This window comes from Methanocaldococcus sp., assembly GCF_024490875.1.
Taxonomy (GTDB): domain Archaea; phylum AGJL01; class Methanococci; order Methanococcales; family Methanocaldococcaceae; genus Methanocaldococcus.
On the sequence record NZ_JACCLX010000003.1, the window covers coordinates 1 to 19,962 of the forward strand.

The 19,962-nt window shown below is 28.2% G+C and carries 18 protein-coding genes and 1 pseudogene; 6 read left to right on the forward strand and 13 right to left on the reverse strand.

The genetic code is table 11. The features are described 5' to 3' along the window. A partial coding sequence (locus HZY31_RS00085; protein WP_297317454.1) for a 5,10-methenyltetrahydromethanopterin hydrogenase family protein occupies positions 1-509 on the forward strand: 509 nt, incomplete at its 5' end. Between the two features lie 7 nt (positions 510-516). On the opposite strand, the pseudogene HZY31_RS08135 reads toward HZY31_RS00085, so the two are convergent. From HZY31_RS08135 to HZY31_RS00130, 9 genes and pseudogenes are all read right to left on the reverse strand, one after another. Then, a pseudogene (locus HZY31_RS08135) lies at positions 517-1,222 on the reverse strand (ZIP family metal transporter). A 38-nt stretch (positions 1,223-1,260) separates the two neighbouring features. Then, complete coding sequence (locus tag HZY31_RS00095; protein ID WP_297317455.1) at positions 1,261-1,524, reverse strand: signal recognition particle subunit SRP19/SEC65 family protein; 264 nt, start codon at positions 1,522-1,524, stop codon at positions 1,261-1,263. 14 nt (positions 1,525-1,538) lie between these two features. After that, on the reverse strand, positions 1,539-2,492 hold the full coding sequence (corA, locus tag HZY31_RS00100; RefSeq protein ID WP_297317456.1) for a magnesium/cobalt transporter CorA: 954 nt from the start codon (positions 2,490-2,492) through the stop codon (positions 1,539-1,541). Then, the gene (locus HZY31_RS00105) at positions 2,489-3,568 is read right to left on the reverse strand and encodes a DUF373 family protein (protein ID WP_297317457.1); all 1,080 of its coding nucleotides are present in this window, start codon (positions 3,566-3,568) and stop codon (positions 2,489-2,491) included. The genes corA and HZY31_RS00105 overlap by 4 nt, the downstream gene beginning before the upstream one ends. Positions 3,569-3,609: 41 nt before the next feature. Continuing rightward, a complete protein-coding gene (locus HZY31_RS00110; RefSeq protein ID WP_297317458.1) occupies positions 3,610-4,524 on the reverse strand; it encodes an AEC family transporter in 915 nt (304 codons plus the stop codon). Positions 4,525-4,559: 35 nt separating this feature from the next. Then, positions 4,560-5,003, reverse strand: coding sequence for a phosphopantetheine adenylyltransferase (locus tag HZY31_RS00115; protein ID WP_297317459.1), 444 nt, complete (start codon positions 5,001-5,003; stop codon positions 4,560-4,562). Positions 5,004-5,008: 5 nt separating this feature from the next. Further along, positions 5,009-5,830, reverse strand: coding sequence for a 16S rRNA (adenine(1518)-N(6)/adenine(1519)-N(6))-dimethyltransferase RsmA (gene rsmA, locus HZY31_RS00120; protein ID WP_297317460.1), 822 nt, complete (start codon positions 5,828-5,830; stop codon positions 5,009-5,011). A 28-nt stretch (positions 5,831-5,858) separates the two neighbouring features. Then, positions 5,859-7,832 (reverse strand): DNA topoisomerase VI subunit B, encoded by a 1,974-nt coding sequence (locus HZY31_RS00125; protein WP_297317461.1) that lies wholly within the window; start codon positions 7,830-7,832, stop codon positions 5,859-5,861. A gap of 157 nt (positions 7,833-7,989) precedes the next feature. Continuing rightward, complete coding sequence (locus HZY31_RS00130; protein ID WP_297317462.1) at positions 7,990-9,111, reverse strand: hydrogenase large subunit; 1,122 nt, start codon at positions 9,109-9,111, stop codon at positions 7,990-7,992. Positions 9,112-9,242: 131 nt separating this feature from the next. Between HZY31_RS00130 and thiC the strand changes: the two genes are divergently transcribed. Together thiC and HZY31_RS00140 are read left to right on the forward strand one after the other, a co-directional pair. After that, a complete protein-coding gene (gene thiC / locus HZY31_RS00135; RefSeq protein WP_297317463.1) occupies positions 9,243-10,520 on the forward strand; it encodes a phosphomethylpyrimidine synthase in 1,278 nt (425 codons plus the stop codon). A 5-nt stretch (positions 10,521-10,525) separates the two neighbouring features. Next, a complete protein-coding gene (locus tag HZY31_RS00140) occupies positions 10,526-11,698 on the forward strand; it encodes an L-serine ammonia-lyase, iron-sulfur-dependent, subunit alpha (RefSeq protein ID WP_297317464.1) in 1,173 nt (390 codons plus the stop codon). Between the two features lie 10 nt (positions 11,699-11,708). Here the strand turns inward: HZY31_RS00140 and HZY31_RS00145 are convergent, their stop codons facing one another. Together HZY31_RS00145 and HZY31_RS00150 are read right to left on the reverse strand one after the other, a co-directional pair. Beyond that, positions 11,709-12,905, reverse strand: coding sequence for an ABC transporter permease (locus tag HZY31_RS00145; RefSeq protein WP_297317465.1), 1,197 nt, complete (start codon positions 12,903-12,905; stop codon positions 11,709-11,711). 14 nt (positions 12,906-12,919) lie between these two features. After that, positions 12,920-13,705, reverse strand: coding sequence for an ABC transporter ATP-binding protein (locus tag HZY31_RS00150; RefSeq protein WP_297317466.1), 786 nt, complete (start codon positions 13,703-13,705; stop codon positions 12,920-12,922). 123 nt (positions 13,706-13,828) lie between these two features. Here HZY31_RS00150 and HZY31_RS00155 point away from each other — a divergent pair, with 123 nt between their 5' ends. Both HZY31_RS00155 and HZY31_RS00160 read left to right on the forward strand, forming a co-directional pair. Continuing rightward, positions 13,829-15,433, forward strand: coding sequence for a DUF5591 domain-containing protein (locus HZY31_RS00155; protein WP_297317467.1), 1,605 nt, complete (start codon positions 13,829-13,831; stop codon positions 15,431-15,433). Next, positions 15,430-15,948, forward strand: a complete 519-nt coding sequence (locus HZY31_RS00160; protein ID WP_297317468.1) for a hypothetical protein — start codon at positions 15,430-15,432, stop codon at positions 15,946-15,948. Before HZY31_RS00155 ends, HZY31_RS00160 begins: the two co-directional genes overlap by 4 nt. Here the strand turns inward: HZY31_RS00160 and HZY31_RS00165 are convergent. Both HZY31_RS00165 and carA read right to left on the reverse strand, forming a co-directional pair. Further along, positions 15,945-16,712: an HD domain-containing protein gene (locus HZY31_RS00165; protein WP_297317469.1), complete on the reverse strand. Its 768-nt coding sequence runs from the start codon at positions 16,710-16,712 to the stop codon at positions 15,945-15,947. The two genes, HZY31_RS00160 and HZY31_RS00165, sit on opposite strands and share 4 nt — an antisense overlap. Positions 16,713-16,972: 260 nt before the next feature. After that, positions 16,973-18,037, reverse strand: coding sequence for a glutamine-hydrolyzing carbamoyl-phosphate synthase small subunit (gene carA, locus HZY31_RS00170; RefSeq protein ID WP_297317470.1), 1,065 nt, complete (start codon positions 18,035-18,037; stop codon positions 16,973-16,975). Positions 18,038-18,384: 347 nt separating this feature from the next. Here carA and serA point away from each other — a divergent pair, with 347 nt between their 5' ends. After that, complete coding sequence (gene serA, locus HZY31_RS00175) at positions 18,385-19,962, forward strand: phosphoglycerate dehydrogenase (RefSeq protein WP_297317471.1); 1,578 nt, start codon at positions 18,385-18,387, stop codon at positions 19,960-19,962.

The following is a 19,962-nucleotide window of genomic DNA, read 5'->3' on the forward strand; positions in this document are numbered from 1 at the left end:
CAACAGAAGAGCAAATAAATAAGTTAGTAGAACTTGCTAAAAGCGTTAATAAAAAACCTTATGTAGCTCCTGCAGATGTAGTTCCAGTAGTCGCTGATATGGGTGTGTTGGTTACTGCTATTGCATTGGCTGGTATTTTAGATTATTATAGAGTTGGAAAAACAATAATAAAAGTCCCAAAGGATATGATGGAAAAGCAAATATTGGTTTCTCTTCAAACTATTGCCTCAATTATTGAAACTTCCGGAATTGAAGGTTTAATGAAGATTTTAGACAAAGATGTTTTAATTACATCTGCAAAGAATATACTAATTGATAAAAGGCAGGAGGATTTAATGTTGGCTTTAAAGATTCTTGAAGAGTTCGATAAATCAACAATTGGAGAAAAAGATGTTAATCAAACATATTTAGTAGCTCCTCAAGCTTTAATAAAAGAAGCCACATCATTAGTTGGAAAAAATGTTGTTGAAGGAATGATTAGAAGATGTTCCAATAAGTTATTTAAATAAAACTTTTTTAAATCAATTTAAATTTAAAGAGAATTATAATAGCATAACCTAACAGTATATATAAGAAAGATTTTTCTTTTTTATGCTCATAAATATGAGGAGATATAGTAAGAAAAGTTCCTAAAAATACTCCTCCAGAAACTGCTAATAGTGATTTTAAAGAGATTTTAAAGATATTTGAGAAATATTATTAAATACTATTAAACCAACGATGGTTCCTATAACCGATACAATAACTCCTGTAATTAATGGATTTTTATAAACTGTTTTTAATGGAGATATTAATACAAAACCTGCTGGTAATTTATGCATTAGTATAGCAAGATATAGAGGAAGTCCAATATTACTAATGTAAGATATAGAAATTATTAATCCATCTATAAGAGTATGTATGAAGAAAGATATTGGATAAAGGAATCTAATTTTAAACTCTCCTATATCACTACATTTTAAGCAGTATTTTTTGATAAGGGGCAATATGAAAGATATTTCTCAATAATATAAACTAAACCCATTCCCAACACTACAAATATTTCAAATCCTTTAAAAAATGCCTTTGGAATTAATATTAATGTTGCAACGCCCAAAATAAACCCAAAAGATATTGCCTCTATTTCATATTTATATTTTAGTGAGATAGAATAATATGCTAATATCTCTCCAAGGCACATAATAATAAAACTCAATACTGCAAAAAATAGTGGAATTTCCATAATCTCACATTGTTTTTATATTAAAATAAAAAACTTTTTTAAACATTATTTTTTATTATTTTGCAAATTTCTTTTAATAACATTAATTTATTTCCTTTATAATCAACTTCTACACATCCACAAATCTCCCAATGTTGTCTTGGATATCTCTTTTCTCTATGTATTATAGGATCTAAACCAAGTTTTTTTAAAGCATTCTCAATTTCTTTTAAACTGGGATTCTCTACTGCTAAATTTTTTGGAACTCTCCTTCCTTCTCTCCTACTTTTGTTTTTATCAATATATGAAGGCCAAATAATCATAAACTCACCTCTCACTAAATCCATCCTGACCTTTTGAATATATATACAAATATTATAATAATAATAATCATTAAAGATAGTATAATCCAAAAACCATCTGGATTATTTGCTAATGGTAAATAGGAAAAGTTCATTCCATATATTCCTGTAATCCACATTGGAACAGCAAAAATTGTAGTAACCATAGTCAGAATTTTCATAATTTGGTTCATCTTTATATTCTCCAACGATAAAGTTATGTCCATCATAGAAGTTAAAACTTCTCTATAAGTTACAGACATATCTATTAACTGCAAAGTGTCGTAGTATAAATCTTCAAAATTTTCTCTATCTTCTTTTGTAGTTATTGGTAAATACTTTCTTTTTAATATAACTAAGACATCTCTATTAGCAATTAATGATTTGTTAAAATAAACTAACGTTTTTCTTAAACTAAGTATATCTTCCATAACTACCTTATCGTATCCTACTAACACTTTATCCTCCAACTCTTCTAACTCTTCCTCTAAACTAATTAAAATCCTCGAAAAACTTCTCGTTATTTCATTCAGTATGTTGTATAATAAAAAACCAATACCTCTTTCAAATATAACTTTTGGCTTTTTTGTCAATATTAACTTGTGTAATCTTCCAATAGCCTTTATTTTATTTGTATGAATTGTCAATAATATATTATCTTTGATAAAAATACCTAAGGAAGTTGTAGTAATGTCCTCTTCAAGTAGAGGGGCTTTGTAAATAATCAAATAGTAATCTTCATTTTCTTCAACTCTTGGAATTTCTTGTTCATCTAACCCTACATACAATTCAGAGATCTCAATACCTATTTTTTTAGAAAGTTTATAAATTTCTTCATCATTAGGATTATAACAATCAATCCAAATAAGTTTGTAATCCTCTAAATTGAGATTATCAAATTTTACTTCCACAATTTTACCATCCTTAGATATTCCCATTACAGTAATCATAATTTAGCCCTATTTTTATTGTTTGATTTAGTGAATAAGATAACAGAAAGGATAATTATAATTGATATATAAACTATTATTTCAAGAACGAATGTAATAAATTCAATATTACCTAACAGATAGTTACCTCCACTTATAATTAATTCTCTTGCAATAAATATGCATATTAAATAGAAGAAATACTTTTTAAAAATCTCTAAAATTTCATTATCAGAGTGTATAACACTGTCTATAAACTTTCCAACCATTAAAACTATTAATGATAAGGTTAAAAAATTCACAAAATGTAGGAAAAATTTTCCAATTAGTAGGTTAAGTTCTTTTATTTGATGAATTAAACTTATAGAATATGTAAGTCCTATAATTAGTATAAACAAGGAAATAGTTGCAGAGATTGGGAATATTCTTCCTATTGAAAACTCTTCTTTCTTTTTAATTTTTTCATAAAGTAACTTTCTAACACCTAAACCTTCTGATAGTATGTAAAGTCCTAATATTCCTACAACAATTCTCCAACCAATGTCTGCAAATATTGCATAAAGCAACAATGAAAATCCAACAAACGATAAAATTAGTGGAATGTATTCTTCCATTGTCTTTTTTATAAATTCTTGAATTAAATAGTATGTAGATTCTAAGGTTTCACTCTGTTTAACAATAATCCTCTTTTTCCAAACAAAAACATCTTTTGATTCTAAATATTTTAAAATTAACTCATCTTCCTTACCATCAGAAACCAAGTAAATAAAATCTGGATTATACAAATAAAGAATAAAATCAATCTGTTCCTTTAATCTTAAAGCACATTTTTCCGATTCAACATTCACATCTCCTGATATCGTAACTATTTCAACATTTTTTCCAGAACTTTTTAATTCATCATAAATTTTAACTCCCCCTAAAATTGCATTAACATCACTATCTCCGGGGTCTGCTAAACCTAATTTTATCAATGCCTTTATATTTTCATCTCTTCCCAATATAGGAGTATTTAATCCTGCCTTTCTTCCAATGTCATCATCAATATCAACAACAAGAACAAGATAATTTTTTATAGAGTTTTTTCTTTTTGTCATTTTAATCCCCTACATAATAAATTTTACAAAAATATTAAAAATTAACAAAGAATCCAATTCCAAAGACCTATAACCAATAAAGATAAAGTTGTAGTTATAAATATAGAGGATGCTATTAATTTAATGTCCAATTCATACAATGTTCCTAAGACAAGGGACATCATTGCAGAGGGCATAGAACTCTCAACTAATAAAACATTTCTATCTAATCCTACTATCTTGATTATATCAGATAGCGTAAAAGATAATGTTGGAGAAATAATAAATCTAAATAAAGATGCTACCAATCCCCAAAAGATTCCAAACTTTAAGGATTTTGGAGATAAAGATAAACCTAAGGACATCATAATTAAGGGAACTGTTGCAGAAGACAGATAATTTAAAGATTTTAATAGGAAGTTAGGCAAATAACTTAACTTAAAATTAAAAATTGTTAATATTATAGAAAAAATTCCAGTCAAAAGAGGAGGAAACTTTATCATTTCTTTTAAAACACTTTTATTTTTACTCTTTCCAAATCTTATTCCTACATAAGTACCTAAAAGCATAGTGGCAAAAACACTTCCTAAGTCGCAAAAAATGGCTCTTGCTAATCCTTCCTCTCCAAACATTCCTAAAATAACTGGATAACCCAAGAAACCTGTATTTCCAAGCATTGAAACTAATATTAATCCACCAAGTTTTTTATCATCCAATTTAAATATATACTTTCCTAATAGATAAGATAGTAATCCAACTAACATAAAGGAAATAAAAATAATTATTGGTAGTTTTAAAAAATTTAATATTTGATTAGAGGAGACATTTTTTATTATAGTTAAAAATATTGTTGATGGCATTGCAAAATAGATAACAATACTATTCAAAATTTTTGCATGTTCTTCATTTAATATATTTAAAACTTTTGAGATATAGCCAACCATAATTAAAGTTAATATAATTAGAACTACATCCATAGTATCACATTTTTAAATAAAAATTTAACAAAAGATTATTTTATTAATCTACCCTCTTCATCTATTTTTCCCTTTCTGATCCTTGTCGTAGATATTGGTTTTCCATTTTCAGCAGTAATTTGTTTAAAAACAATTATTTTTAATGGCTTTAAACCTTTAAGTTTTCTAATTTCATTTATTTTTTCAGCATTTTTTAAAGTTTCTTTAGTTACTACAATAATATCATAATCTTCTGTAATTGCATCTCCATATGGGTCATTTATAACTTTAATCTCATAATCTGCATTTATACTATCTAAAAATTTTTTTAAATTTTCAATTCTTGTTTTTAAATCATTTATTTCATGTGTTTTATATTTTTTTGCAAAATTATCACTTGTTATTCCAACGGTTAATTTACCCAACGAAGAGGCAAACTTTAACAGTTCCTTATGCCCCTTATGTAATATATCAAATGTTCCTCCTACAACTACTTTCATACTATCTAACCTTCGGACAAAAATCTATAAAATTTATTTGAAAGATTAACAATTTCATCAACAGAAAGTTTAAAAACCTTTTTATTCATTAAATCTTTTACATCTAAATTATTTTTCACGAATTCATCTAAAATTTTTTTCATCTCTTCTTTACTATAATTTAATTCCTTAGAGGAATCAATTAAAGATTTCCTAACTGATTTATTTCTATGCTGAAATATTGCTCTCAAAAAATTATCAAAAAATTCTTCGTTCTCTATTTTTTTCTTTTTCTCAATGTTTGGGGTTATTTTGACCAAGGCAGAATAAACCTTTGGTTTTGGATTAAATGCAGTTGGAGGAACTTTACACAATATTTCTGGGTCAGATCTTGCTTTTACTGCAACTGTTAATCTACCATAATCTTTTGTTCCTTCTTTTGCTACCATTCTCTTTGCAAATTCATATTGATACATCAAAACTGCCAAATCAAAACCTCTCTTTAACAGTTTAAAAGTTATTGGAGATGAGATTTGATAAGGAAGATTAGCAACAACTTTATTAAAATCTAATTTATTTAAATCAAATTTTACAGCATCTCCCCAGATAATCTCAACATTGTCATAATTTTCCATTAATTTTTTAGCATAAGGTTCTAAATTTTTGTCAATTTCAATAACATAAACTTTTTTAGCATTTTTAGATAGTTTTTCAGTTAAAATCCCCTTTCCCAAGCCAATCTCTAAAACAATGTCATTTTTTGTTAAATTTGCAGATTCTATTGCCTTATCTACAAAGTTTTTATCTATTAAAAAACACTGTCCTAATTTTTTCTTTGGTTTGAACATTGTTTCACTTATCAAATAAATGTAAAATTTATTTTGATAATAGTTCAATAACTCTCTTCTCAATTTCATCAACTGGCTTATTTAATATGTTTGCCAATGCCTCTGCAAATATCTTAGCATACTTCATAACATACTTTCTTTTCTTTTCTTCTTCTGCCTCTCTTCTAATTCTTGATAAATACTTCTCTAACGCTCTTGCACAAATCATAAGAGCATGTCTAATCTCATTATAAATTTCTTCATTTTCATTTTCACTACATGCTACTGCCTGCTTTCCAGCAGATGTATAAGGGATAAATGTAGATATCAAATTAACAAACACTGTTATTGGAGCGTCTTCCCCTCTTAAACCATATCTTCTCCAATTTATGCTTTTAACTGCCTTAGTTAAACCGCATGCAGAAGCATCATACAGCAAAGGAACATGATTGGCAAACCTCATAATTTCCATTCTTCTACCTTCATCACTCTGCCTTCCTGCATTACCTCCATAAGCTATTGCTACTTCAACAGCAAAGGGTATTCCTCCTCTATATGTTTTTGGATTTCTTGTAATTGCCTTTACGAAATCAGGATTTAAGAATTCTTTTAATGACTTTTCAATATTTTCAGCCCCTATTGGTCTTAATCCAGTTGTAGGAGGGGCCATGAACTCCATACTTTGGAGGCTATTAACAATCATCTCTGCTTCATCCCAAGTCAATTCCTTAGGATTTTTATTTAAGATATTTTTAACATCCTTTTCTAATTTTTTTAACTCTTCATCAGAAATTAATCCTTTCTTTTTTATAGTAGCAATAAACTCCTCTGGTGGCTTTACAATATTTTTAATTTTTTTATTTAATTCTTCAACTACTGAGGCAGATAAATAATTCTTTTCAGCCCATTCCATGAAGTTTTCTGGTATCTTTTTAAAGTGATTTTTTATTTTATTAATTTCCTCTTTATTTAACTTACTAAATAGATATTCCATAGTTATATATTTTAAAGCATATCTCTTCAACTCATCCAAACTTTCTGGAAGGTTTGCAATTAACATCTTTACAGTATCTATTTCCTCACTACTTAAATAATCTTTAAATTTGGTTAAATATTTATCAATATCTATATTTAAATAGCATTGTATAATCATACTCCAAAATACACTATCTTTAAATTTTTTTAATATTAAATCTCTCAACAAATATTTTTCAAGTTCCTTAATTCTTTTTGTTGTAACTCTTGAAAGTTCAGAAACGAGCATTGAAGAAACTTTTTTTGATTTTGTTTTTCTTGCAATATAGAGTAGTTCATCAGTAGTTAATCCATAAGGGTGGGGCTTCATCTCTTCTGGTTTTTTTGGTAGTTCTTTAACAACTCTATCAAATACAACTTCTCCATAAGGATCTTTTAATATAATCTTAGCGTGAGGCGTTGCTAAACTAATCCTTCTCAAATACTCAAATGGACCAAATTCTCCTCTATTATAACTAACTTCTTTAAACTCTCCTTCTACTCTTGTTCCTCTCCACTTTCCTTTTCTAACTTTTTTTGATACTATTTCCCCTTCATTTTTTTCAACATTCATTTTTACTTCAACTTCGTAAATCTTACCGTCTCCCGTAGATGTTATAATTTTTAATGGCTTTCCAGTAGTTATTTGTGAAAATAATAAAACACCTGCCGCTCCAATTCCCTGTTGTCCTCTTGATTGAATAAATCTATGCATCTTAGAACCAGCTAACATTTTCCCAAATACCTTTGGAATAAACTCTAAGGGAATTCCTGGTCCATTATCTTCAACCGCCACTTTGTAATGATCAGCCCCTAACTTCTCAATCTCAACTTTTATATCTGGTAAAATTCCTGCCTCTTCACAAGCATCTAAACTGTTAGTGACTAACTCATGAATTATAGTCGTTAAACTTCTAACTTTTCCACTATATCCCAGCATGTGCTTATTTTTTCTAAAAAATTCAGCAACAGAATGCTCTTTAAATTCTTTAAATAAATCTTTGCTCATTTTATCACCATGATAATCTTAATGTCAATACAAAAATTGAAATTGAATTAGTTATATTTATATATTCTTTAATTAAATAAGGGAGACAATAAAAATAATGGGATAAATTATTTAGTAAGTGCAAGTATATAAAGAGCATTGGAAAAAGAATCATTTTTTATTTCTTTTCTTTAATAACAATCATTCTATCAGTGCAAGTAAAGCAAGGATCACAACTTGCTATAATTAATTCAGCATCTGAAACATGATGCTCAGGAAGAATAGCCTCCATACATGCCAAGTTAGTTAATGTAGGAGTTCTAACTTTCACATGTCTAACTCTTCCATTTTCATCTAATCCGTAGGAATAATAAACCTGCCCCCTTTGAGCTTCATTATAAACATCTATTGGTTTAAATTCTTTTAATTCATAGTTTGGATTATATATCTTTTTATCTAAATTTGGCAACTCTTTCAATCCTTGCCTAATAATCTTAATACTTTCAAAACATTCGTAAAATCTTACTGCCAATCTACTGAAAACATCACCATCGTCAAATATAACTTCTTCAAATTCAAAATTATCATATACTGGCACTATTCCCTTTTTTCTCATATCACAAGATAATCCTGAACCTCTTGCTGTTGGTCCAGTTGCATGCAATTTTTTAGCAGTTTTTTTATCTAAGACACCAACATCTTTAATTCTTGCCATAATCATTGGGTCATTTATAGTTCTATTCATCAATTTATTTAAATTTTCTTCAAATTTTTCTAATCTTTCCAATATTGATGAGATTTTGCTATCCTTTATATTACATCTCGGTCTAATTCCTCCAATTATTGGGCAAGAATTTTGGACTCTTCCACCAGTAATTTCTCTCAAAATTTGCATTATTGGCTCTCTAATCATAAATGCCCTAAAAGCCATAGTTTCAAAGCCAATAACTTCAAAGGCGTGACCAAATAATAACATATGAGAGTGTAATCTTTCAAATTCTTCAACTATTGCCCTTATATACTCTGCCCTCTCTGGAACCTCTATATCACAACCTTTTTCAGTTACCATTACATTAGTCCATACGTGAATGTGAGAACAAATTCCACAAATTTTCTCTGACAATATACTAATTTTTTCGGGTGGTAGCCCTTCCATAATGAGTTCTATTCCTCTATAATTAACGCCAATTACTAATTCAGCCTCCTTTATAATCTCATCTTCAATAAATAATCTTAATCTATGAGGTTCAAGCATTGTAGGATGAACTGGACCTATGGCAATCTCTCCTTCATACTTCATAATCAACACCTAATTTTAAATATTAATCTAAAAGAATTAACTATAAAATTTGTCATAATTAATAATGATAATTTAATTTATATAGTTTTGTTTTAATAGGACATTTACAGAATTTTTAATTGGTGATAGTTATGACTCAAATGGACGATGCAAAAAAGGGAATTATCACTGAGGAGATGAAAATTGTATCTGAAAAAGAAAAAATTGATGTTGAAAAACTTAGAAACCTTATAGCCAAAGGTTACGTTGTTATTCCAAAAAATGTTAATAGAAATACTGAGCCAGTAGGTATTGGTAAATATTTGAGAACTAAAGTGAATGCAAACATTGGAACATCCCCAGATTTCGTAGATATTGACTTAGAGATAAAAAAGGCAAAAGTTGCTGAAAAATATGGGGCAGATACTATAATGGATTTAAGTACTGGAGGAGATTTAGAAAAAATTAGAAAGGCTATTATGAACGCTGTTAATTTGCCAATAGGAACAGTTCCAATTTATGAGGCTGGAAAAATAGCGAGAGAAAAGTATGGAAGAGTTGTAGATATGAATGAAGATTTGATATTCAATGTTATTGAAAAACAGGCAAAGGAAGGCGTAGATTTTATGACACTACATTGTGGAATAACTAAACAATCCGTTGAAAGATTAAAAAAAAGTGGTAGAGTTTTGGGAGTAGTTAGTAGAGGAGGAGCGTTTTTAACAGCCTATATTTTATATCACAACGAAGAAAATCCTTTATACAAAAACTTTGATTATCTCTTAGAGATTTTAAAAGAGTATGATGTAACCATAAGTTTGGGAGATGGAATGAGACCGGGATGTTTATTAGACAATACAGACAGGGCTCAAATTGAAGAACTTATAATATTAGGAGAATTAGTAGAAAGATGTAGAGAAAAAGGAGTTCAATGTATGGTTGAAGGGCCAGGACATATTCCTTTAAACTATATTGAAACTAACATTAAATTACAAAAGAGTTTATGCAAAAATGCTCCATTCTATGTTTTGGGTCCAGTAGTTACAGATATAGCCCCTGGATATGACCACATAACAGCCGCAATTGGAGGAGCGTTAGCAGGCTACTATGGGGCTGATTTCCTTTGCTATGTAACTCCAAGCGAGCATTTAAGATTACCAACAGTAGAGGATGTTAAAGAGGGAGTTATAGCCACTAAAATAGCGGCTCAGGCGGCAGATATTGCCAAAGGTAATAAATTGGCGTGGGAAAAAGAGAAAGAGATGGCTTACGCAAGGAAAAACCACGATTGGGAGAAACAATATAAGTTGGCAATAGATAAAGAAAAAGCAAAAAAAATGAGAGAAGAGATTCCTTCAAAAGAAAAAAGAGCGTGCTCAATTTGTGGTGACTATTGTGCCTTATTGATGGTCGAGAAATTTTTAAGGTGAATTTTATGGAAAAAAATGAATTAATTACTGAAATTTTAAAGAAAGAGATTGTTAAGGCATTAGGTTGCACTGAGGTGGGATTAATTGGCTATACAGTTGCTAAGGCTAAGCCAGATGATGCATATTCAATAAAAGAGATCAAAATAATTTTAGATAAAGGAACTTTTAAAAATGCATATTCAGTAGGAGTTCCAAATACTGGAAAATTTGGGATACTTCCAGCTGTTGTTGGTGGTTTGTTGGGAAATAAAGAAAATGGTTTAGAAATATTTAAAGATATAAAATATGATGAAGAATTAGAAGAATTTATAAAAGATAAATTGAAAATTGAAGTTATAGATTCTGAAGTTTATTGTAAAGTATATATTGAGGCGGATAAAACTTATGAGAGTGAAACTAAGGGTAGTCATTCTGGAAAAGTCATAGATGAAACTTTGAAAGAGGCTTATAAAAATCTAACTCTCAAAGACTTTATAGATTATTTAGATGACATTCCAAAAGATGTAATTAATTTGATAAAAGAAACAATAAATATAAATAATAATCTCTCAATTCCAGAAGTCTCAGAAGATTTTATAAATTTAAATATAAATGATGATGTTTTAAATAATATGGTAAAAAAAACAGTTTCAGGTGTTTATAATAGAATGATTGGTGTTAATAAGCCAGCGATGGCTATTGCTGGCAGTGGAAATATGGGTTTAGTATCTACTTTACCAATAATTGCTTACGATGAAATTAATGATAAAGATGAAGAAAAACTAATTAAATCAATTACTTTATCTTCTTTAACTACTATATATTCAACCTACTATTCCTCTTATATTTCATCAATGTGTGGATGTGTAAATAGAGGTGGCATAGGGGCGGTTTCTGGTTTGTCATATTATAATCATTACAATGAGGAAAATATCATTAACTATATAGAAGAGAGTATTAAGAGTTTTACAGCAAATTTAACTGGAATTATTTGCGATGGAGGTAAAATAGGCTGTGCTTTAAAAATAGTATCAGGAGTTTTTGGAATCTATTTATCTCTATTTTCAAAGGTTCCATACAACAATGGAATTGTTGGAAAAAACTTTGAGGAATGCATTAAAAACATTGGAAAAATTGGAAAATCTATGAAGTTAGTAGATGATGCAATAATAGAGATATTAAAAAGTAAGGAATTATAAATTAGATGTTTTATTTGTTCAATATAATTTTTATAACTTTTTTTAAAGTTAAATTTTCCTCATATAACAATACTCCAATTTTAAACAGTTTTATTGACAAAACGAAAGATAATACAATACTAACAACCATAATTAATGTTGATATTATTATTTCAGTTAAAGGTAGTTGAGTTACACTTTCTCTTAAAACTACTGTATATGGTAATGTAAAGGGTATATATGATAAAATTTTAGCGATGTAGTGATTTGGATTAACCATTATAGTGTTCATAAACATTATTGGTATAATTTGAACAATTATTATTGGAGATATTAGTTGAGAGGCATCCTTAGGATGAGAGAATAATGAGACAATTCCGCACAACAAAGAGGAATAGAACAAATATCCAAGTATAAAGTAAATTAATGCAAATAATACTAAGTATAATGAAACTTTAACTGCATATATTATAATTACAGGTAAAGCAAATATAAGCCAAATACCTATTTGAATTAAACCTACTATAGATATTCCTAATATTTTTCCAAACATTAAATTTTCTGATGATGCATAACACAGTAGAATTTCCATAATTCTATTTTGTTTCTCTTCAATAATTGAGGAGACAATAATTCCAGATAATGATGTAATAGCCATATAAAGCAAAAATACAAAGCCCATTGGCAATAGTTGAGATAAAAATGATTCTTTTTCAACTCCTTTCTTAGAAACAAAATAGATCTTTGCATTTATAGGATTTACAACCCTATTGTAAGTTAAATTATCTACTTTCCCTTTTAGTAAGTTCTTAATTATAATATTAGATAATGTATCGGTTATTAAAGGATTTGGCGATTTTGTTGCCGAGTAAATAATTATATTCCCTGTTTTTAAATAATCTTTGGGAATAACAATTAAAGCATCTATTTTTTTATTTAAAATCTCCTCTTTTCCCTTTTCTATATTTTGGTATTTTATAAAGTATATTGTTATAGTTTTATTACCGATATTGTTTTTTACCACTTTATTTGGAATTTCTAAGCCAAAATTATCTATATAACCCACTTTAAGTTCTTTAATGTCAAACATCATTAAACTACCCATTACAGCCAAAGATATCATAATTATGGGAACTATTACAGTAGATATTAAGAACTGTTTTCTTTTTACATTACTAAAAATCTCTCTCTTTCCAATTGTAAATATTTTTTTAATGTCTATTTTCATATTTCCACCTTTAATTATTCAAAAAATAACTCCTCTAATGAGTATCTAACTTCAAATTTAATGACATTTTCAGCACTTTCCTTTAAAATTTTTATTGCCTCATTGTATGGAATTTCTTTTTTTATCAATCTTCCATTTTCTAAATATTCGATGTATGCCATTTTTCTACAAATATTTTCAATTCTTCCATAATGAACTACTTTTCCATTTTTTATTATTAAAACTCTATCACACAATCTCTCAATTTTTTCCAACTGATGCGTTGATAAAAGTATAGTTTTACCTTCGTTTTTTAATTCATACAATATATTTTTTAATAATTTAGTGTTAAAAACATCTAAACCAGAAAATGGCTCATCTAAAATAATAATATCTGGATTGTGCATAACTGACACAATAAACTGAACTTTTTGTTGATTCCCCTTAGATAACTCTTTAATTTTTGAAAATTTGTAATTGTAAATATTTAATTTATTTAACCAATAGTTAATACTTTTATTAATTTCTTCTTTTTTCATTCCCGCCAATTCTCCAAAAAATTTTAACACATTTACAACTTTTTCATCTCTATAAAGCCCTCTTTCTTCTGGTAAATAACCAATTTTTCCATTAATTTCAACATATCCTTCATAATCTTCAATAATCCCCGCCAATACCCTCAAAGTAGTTGTTTTTCCCGCCCCATTATGTCCCAATATTCCAAAAATTTCTCCTTCATAAACCTCAAAAGAAATATTATTAAGAACTTTTTTATTACCAAAATATTTAGACAAGTTTTTCACAAATACTCTTGGTTTCATATTTTCACTTTATTTAATTTTAATTATCTATCTTTGTTTTAACTATTCAACATTAGGTATTTATTTAAGTTTTTATCTAAAATTAATTAAAAAGATAAAATTAAAACTTAAAAATGTGATAAGATGCTTGAACCGATTGCCTACGATATTGGAAGATTATGCAAAGAAAAAGATAAAGAATTGACTCCAAATTTAATAAACATTGACATTGAAGTTAATGGTATTAAGATGCCATTTGATGTTCATAGAGAACTAACAACTCTATTTAAAAAATTTTTTACTGGAACTGTTGAATATAAGGGAGAGATAATTAAGTATCAAATATTAAATTTTGGTAAGCATATTGATTTAATTGAACTGGAAGATGTAGATTTATACATAATAGGTGATGGTAGAAGATTGATAGAAAGAAAAGAACTACAAATAATTCCAAAGATTAGAGAAAAAATATCTCCAAATTCAGCAATTTACTTTCCAGCAGTGTTTCCTTGGGAAATTCCACTTTTGGTTTATATGGGTGTTGATTACTTCGATGATTCATTGGCAAAGTTATATGCTTCATTAGGATACAAATTTACAAAAAATAGAGTTTTAAAACTAAATAATTATAATTTTGATGAGTTATTAAATTACAATAGAGAAGTTTATAGAGAGATATTGGAAGAAGTTAGATTAGGTATAAAAAATGGATTTTTAAGAAATATTGTAGAGGAAACATCTATATCTTATCCATATCTATGGGCAAATTATAGAAGGTATAAGCCAGATTTAAGAAATATTCCCTTATCAAAAGAGAATAAAATTATAGTTACCGCAAATATAGATATTCCAGAAGTTCAAAAATATTTAGATAGGTTGGATAGATATGAGCCTTATTCTAATATAGTGGTTTTACTTCCTTGCTCATCAAAAAAGCCATATTCTATATCTCAATCACATCAAAAGTTCATAAATGCAATAAAATCTGCAAAGGTTGTAGTAGAGGAAGTTATACTTACATCTCCTTACGGTTTAGTTCCAAGACCTTTGGAGGGAGTAGTAAATTATGACATTCCAGTAACTGGAAATTGGAGTTTTGAAGAAATAGAATTAATAAATAAATGTCTAAAAAACTTTTTAAAGAAAGTTAAGAATAAATTCAAAGATTTTATTGTTATTGCTCATCTACCAAAAAATTACCTTGAAATTTTAGATTTAGATAATATAATTGTTACTTCAAAGGATAATCCTACATCAAAAGAATCTTTAGAGAATTTAACAAATACATTAAAAGAATATAAGTATTTAACAGAAAACCTAAATATTAATAAAAAAGAGCAGAAAATTCATAACATTCAGCAACTTGCAAAGTTTCAGTTTGGTATAAATTTCATTCCTAATGAAATATTTATAAATCACAGAAAGCAAATATTTATAAATAAAAATATACAGATCGCCTCTATAAATCCTAAGAATGGATTACTTGTATTAACATTGAAAGGAGGAGAGTTATTATGGAATGTTGGAAAGAGAAATATTAACTATGTGGAAGTAAATTATAATATTAAAAAAGGTTCTCTTTTCCCTCCAGGATTCATTGATTGCAATGAAAATATATCCTACAACGATGAAGTAGTCTTAATAAAGGATGAAGAATTTTTAGGCGTTGGAAGATCTTTAATGAGTGGATTTGAGATGAAAAAGGCAAGGCATGGAGCATTAGTAAATATAAGAAATGTTAAAAGGTGAAAAATTTGGACAATGTTGAGAGAATTGTTAAATTGTTATTGATGGAGAAAGATTTTAATGATAAAGAGAAATTGAGGGATTTATATAAAGAATACATAAAAACAAAGGATGAAATTAGTTATTTAGAAAATATTCTTGAAGATTTTGAAACCTTGGATACAAATATAAATCATATTAAAAGATATTCTGAAATTGTAAAGTCATTATTACCTAAGTTGAGTAAATTTACTAATATTCCTATTTTTGTTGATATTGTTAAAATGTTGGAAACTGTTGATAATATTGATACAAAAGAACTTGAATCATTAAGATGGGAAATTAATAAAGAGATAGAGGAGTTAAATGATAAATTGAAAACTATAAAAAATGAAATAATGGCTATAGTTGTTAATGAGTCATTATCAAAAATAGGATCTTCAAACTTAGAAGAATTTTTAAAATACTTAGAAAATAACAAAGAAAATAAAAAACTTGAAATTGATGAATACAAAGAAGAGCCAAAAGTCGTTGATTAAAAGTTAATCTCTTCAAATACTGGTTTTTCCTTCTCTACTTTTGCATATACTGAGATGTAATCTTTTATACCACTCCACTTTATTTTTTCCCCTAAAATTTCTTGAATTTGGAATATTCCTGCCTCATTTGATAAAATTACTTCAATTTTAACCGGTTTTTCCTTTCCTTCCTTTATTATAACTTTCTCTACAGATGCCGCTGAAATTGAATGGATATCATAGCATTTTTTACATATTGGAATTCTTGATCTTCCTTTTGTCATATCCGTTCCATCAGCAACTGCAATAACTCCTGCTTCGATAGTTAAAGACATAATTCCCTCGCTGTGTGAATAAATAGCGTGTAATATTTCAGTAGTCATTTGATAAGCCTTTTCTTCATCGTAGTATTTTTTTAATATCTCTTCAATAATATTTATAGATAAATAGGCAGAGTGTAAATGATGTATATCTCTATGAACAGCATTTCCTATATCGTGTAAATACGCTCCCATAATTGTTATAACCAAAGAATCTTCAAAACTTCCTTTACAATCCTTCATAAAACTTGGCTTTATCCCTTTTTTATATAATATTTTCAATATCTTTATTGCGTTATTAGTTACAATTTTTGAATGTGTCTTTCCGTGATCGTTATATCCTAACCTACCCACAGCCATTATATTAGACATTTTTAAAAAAGTATTGACTTTTTTATTTTTAGATAACTCGTTGTAAATTTTTTTTGGAATTCCAATTAATGATTTAATCTCTTCATAGCTCATATTTCTCCCCAGAATAATTTTACTATTTACATTTAAATATTTTAATTAATAGACAAAATTTAAAATTAAAGAAAATAAAAAAATAATAAATTATTAAACACTAATTCAATAATTATCTGATCAATTAATAAATTATTAGAATTAACTTAGAGGTAATATAGAGTTAGCAATAATTTTAGTTATTATTTTACTCTTAGGTGACTACGTTTTATTATTTTCATCAAAAAATTAACTGTGTAAATGTCTAAATTTTATAATAATTATTTTCTATCCTTTAACTTAATCATCTCATCAAATAAGAACATTGTATCATGTGGTCCAGGTCTCGCCTCTGGGTGGAATTGAACTGAAAATATTGGTAGATCATTATGCATAATTCCTTCAACTGTAATATCGTTTAAGTTTATAAAACTCACTTTGACATCGTCAGGCAAACTTTCCTCTCTAACGGCAAATCCGTGGTTTTGAGAAGTTATATAAACTTTATCTGTTTTTAGGTCTTTAACTGGCTGATTTCCACCCCTATGACCAAACTTCATTTTGTATGTTTCTCCTCCAAAAGCTAAGGCTAAAAGTTGATTTCCTAAACAAATTCCTGTTATTGGCACCACTCCAATTAAATTTTTAATGCATTTAATAACTTCTTTTAACCTTGCAGGGTCTCCAGGACCGTTAGAAATTAAAACAAAATCTGGTTTATATTCCAATATCTCGTCATATTTTGTATTGTATGGAACTTGAACTACTTCGCAGTTTCTTTTAACCAAACTTCTTATTATATTCATCTTAACTCCGCAGTCAATTAAAACACACCTTGCTTTTCTGTTGGTAGTTTTATGAATTATCGTTTCTTTAGTGGAAACTAATGGAACTAAATCAATATCTGATATATCTTTATATTTTTTAACTTTATCTAATAAATCTTTAATTTCCTCATCACTTATTTCTTCAGCAACTTTTAAACAACTTTTTACGACCCCTTTATCTCTAATGTTTCTTGTTAAGAATCTTGTATCTATATCTTGAATTCCAGGGACATTATACTCTTTTAAAAAGTCATCTAAGGCTTTATTAGTTACTTCTCTAACTACAAAGCCCTCTGCCTTTATTCCATCTGACTCAAACCATTCTTTTTTAACGCCATAGTTTCCTTGTAGGGGATAGGTCATCATTACAATCTGTCCTTTATAGGAAGGATCTGTTAAAACTTCCACATAGCCAGTCATAACTGTTGTAAAAACCAACTCTCCAAAAACTTCTTTTTCTGCTCCAAAACCTTTTCCTTTAAAGACAATTCCATTCTCTAAAACTAACACTGCCTCCATAATTTTCACCAAAATACCTATATAAAGTAGTTATAATAAATAAGGCATTAATGAATGCCTTCCAAAAGGAAGGCATTCAAATTTCCTTATAAAATTTATTTTATTTTGCACAAAGCTATAAACTATACACATATATATAGGATTAGGATAAATCATCTATACTGAACTGATCTTATATTGCATTATTATAGTTTATTATATAGTTTTGTTTATGTTATAATGTATTAATGAGATTTGAATACCTCTCATAAGGAAGATCTAATTTCTTCATTATTAATTTAAAAACTTTTATACCCCCTCTATAAATGACATTAATACAAAAAACATCCTATGTTGGTGAATAGATTATGGTTAAAATATTGGTTACAGATCCACTGCACGAAGAGGCTATAAAGATATTGGAAGAGATTGGAGATGTTGAAATCGCAATAGGATTGTCTAAAGAGGAATTATTGAAAAAAATTAGAGATGTTGATGTTTTAGTTGTAAGAAGTGGGACTAAGGTTACAAGAGATGTTATTGAAAAGGCTGAAAAATTGAAAGTTATAGGTAGGGCTGGGGTTGGAGTTGATAACATAGATGTTGATGCCGCTACTGAAAAAGGGATTATTGTAGTTAATGCCCCAGACGCTTCATCAATTTCAGTGGCTGAATTAACAATGGGTTTAATGCTTGCCGCTGCAAGGAATATTTCACAAGCTACGGCATCTTTAAAAAGGGGAGAATGGGATAGAAAGAGGTTTAAGGGAATTGAGTTATATGGAAAAACTCTTGGAGTTATTGGTTTAGGAAGAATTGGACAACAAGTTGTTAAAAGGGCTAAGGCATTTGGAATGAATATTATCGGATATGATCCTTACATCCCAAAGGAAGTTGCTGAAAGATTAGGAGTTGAGTTGGTTGATGATATAAATGAATTATGTAGGAGATCTGATGTAATAACACTTCATGTTCCTTTAACTCCAAAAACTAAACATATTATTGGTAAAGAACAAATTGCATTAATGAAAAAGAATGCAATAATTGTCAATTGTGCAAGAGGAGGATTAATAGATGAAAAAGCACTATATGAGGCATTAAAAAATAAAAAAATTAGAGCGGCGGCATTAGATGTTTTTGAAGAAGAACCTCCAAAGAACAATCCTTTATTAACATTGGATAATGTTATTGGGACTCCTCATCAAGGGGCATCTACTGAAGAGGCTCAAAAGGCGGCTGGAACAATAGTTGCTGAACAAATAAAAAAAGTTTTGAGAGGAGAACTTGCCGAAAATGTTGTAAATATGCCAAATATACCTCAAGAAAAGTTAGGAAAATTAAAGCCATATATGTTATTGGCAGAACTTATGGGTAATATAGTTATGCAGGTATTAGATGGATCAGTTAATAGAGTGGAAATTACTTACTCAGGAGAATTATCAAAAGAAAAAACTGATTTAATAAAAAGAGCCTTTTTAAAAGGATTATTATCTCCAATATTGCTGGCAGGAATTAACTTAGTTAATGCTCCTGTTATAGCCAAAAATAGAAACATCAATGTAGTTGAAAATACTACTACATCTGAGGAAAAATATGGAAATGCTATTAAGATAAATGCTGAAAGTAATAATAAAAAGTTTTCAATTGTTGGAAGTATAATAAACAATAAACCAGTTATCTTAGAAGTTGATGGATATGAAGTTAATTTTATTCCAGAGGGTGTTTTGGCAATTATCAAACACATAGATAGACCTGGCACAATTGGTAAAGTTTGTATAACTCTTGGAGATTATGGAATAAACATTGCAAGTATGCAGGTTGGTAGAAAAGAGCCGGGAGGAGAGAGTGTAATGCTGTTAAACTTAGATCACACAGTTCCTGATGAGGTTATAGAGAAAATAAAAGAAATTCCAAATATTAAGGATGTGGCAATAGTTAATTTATAA

Excerpts from the sequence above, each read along its gene's own strand:
- HZY31_RS00095 (WP_297317455.1), bottom strand. The coding sequence starts at position 1,524 with ATGATTATTTGGCCTTCATATATTGATAAAAACAAAAGTAGGAGAGAA.
- corA (WP_297317456.1), bottom strand. The coding sequence starts at position 2,492 with ATGATTACTGTAATGGGAATATCTAAGGATGGTAAAATTGTGGAAGTA.
- HZY31_RS00105 (WP_297317457.1), bottom strand. The coding sequence starts at position 3,568 with ATGACAAAAAGAAAAAACTCTATAAAAAATTATCTTGTTCTTGTTGTT.
- HZY31_RS00110 (WP_297317458.1), bottom strand. The coding sequence starts at position 4,524 with ATGGATGTAGTTCTAATTATATTAACTTTAATTATGGTTGGCTATATC.
- HZY31_RS00115 (WP_297317459.1), bottom strand. The coding sequence starts at position 5,003 with ATGAAAGTAGTTGTAGGAGGAACATTTGATATATTACATAAGGGGCAT.
- rsmA (WP_297317460.1), bottom strand. The coding sequence starts at position 5,830 with ATGTTCAAACCAAAGAAAAAATTAGGACAGTGTTTTTTAATAGATAAA.
- HZY31_RS00125 (WP_297317461.1), bottom strand. The coding sequence starts at position 7,832 with ATGAGCAAAGATTTATTTAAAGAATTTAAAGAGCATTCTGTTGCTGAA.
- HZY31_RS00130 (WP_297317462.1), bottom strand. The coding sequence starts at position 9,111 with ATGAAGTATGAAGGAGAGATTGCCATAGGTCCAGTTCATCCTACAATG.
- thiC (WP_297317463.1), top strand. The coding sequence starts at position 9,243 with ATGACTCAAATGGACGATGCAAAAAAGGGAATTATCACTGAGGAGATG.
- HZY31_RS00140 (WP_297317464.1), top strand. The coding sequence starts at position 10,526 with ATGGAAAAAAATGAATTAATTACTGAAATTTTAAAGAAAGAGATTGTT.
- HZY31_RS00145 (WP_297317465.1), bottom strand. The coding sequence starts at position 12,905 with ATGAAAATAGACATTAAAAAAATATTTACAATTGGAAAGAGAGAGATT.
- HZY31_RS00150 (WP_297317466.1), bottom strand. The coding sequence starts at position 13,705 with ATGAAACCAAGAGTATTTGTGAAAAACTTGTCTAAATATTTTGGTAAT.
- HZY31_RS00155 (WP_297317467.1), top strand. The coding sequence starts at position 13,829 with ATGCTTGAACCGATTGCCTACGATATTGGAAGATTATGCAAAGAAAAA.
- HZY31_RS00165 (WP_297317469.1), bottom strand. The coding sequence starts at position 16,712 with ATGAGCTATGAAGAGATTAAATCATTAATTGGAATTCCAAAAAAAATT.
- carA (WP_297317470.1), bottom strand. The coding sequence starts at position 18,037 with ATGGAGGCAGTGTTAGTTTTAGAGAATGGAATTGTCTTTAAAGGAAAA.
- serA (WP_297317471.1), top strand. The coding sequence starts at position 18,385 with ATGGTTAAAATATTGGTTACAGATCCACTGCACGAAGAGGCTATAAAG.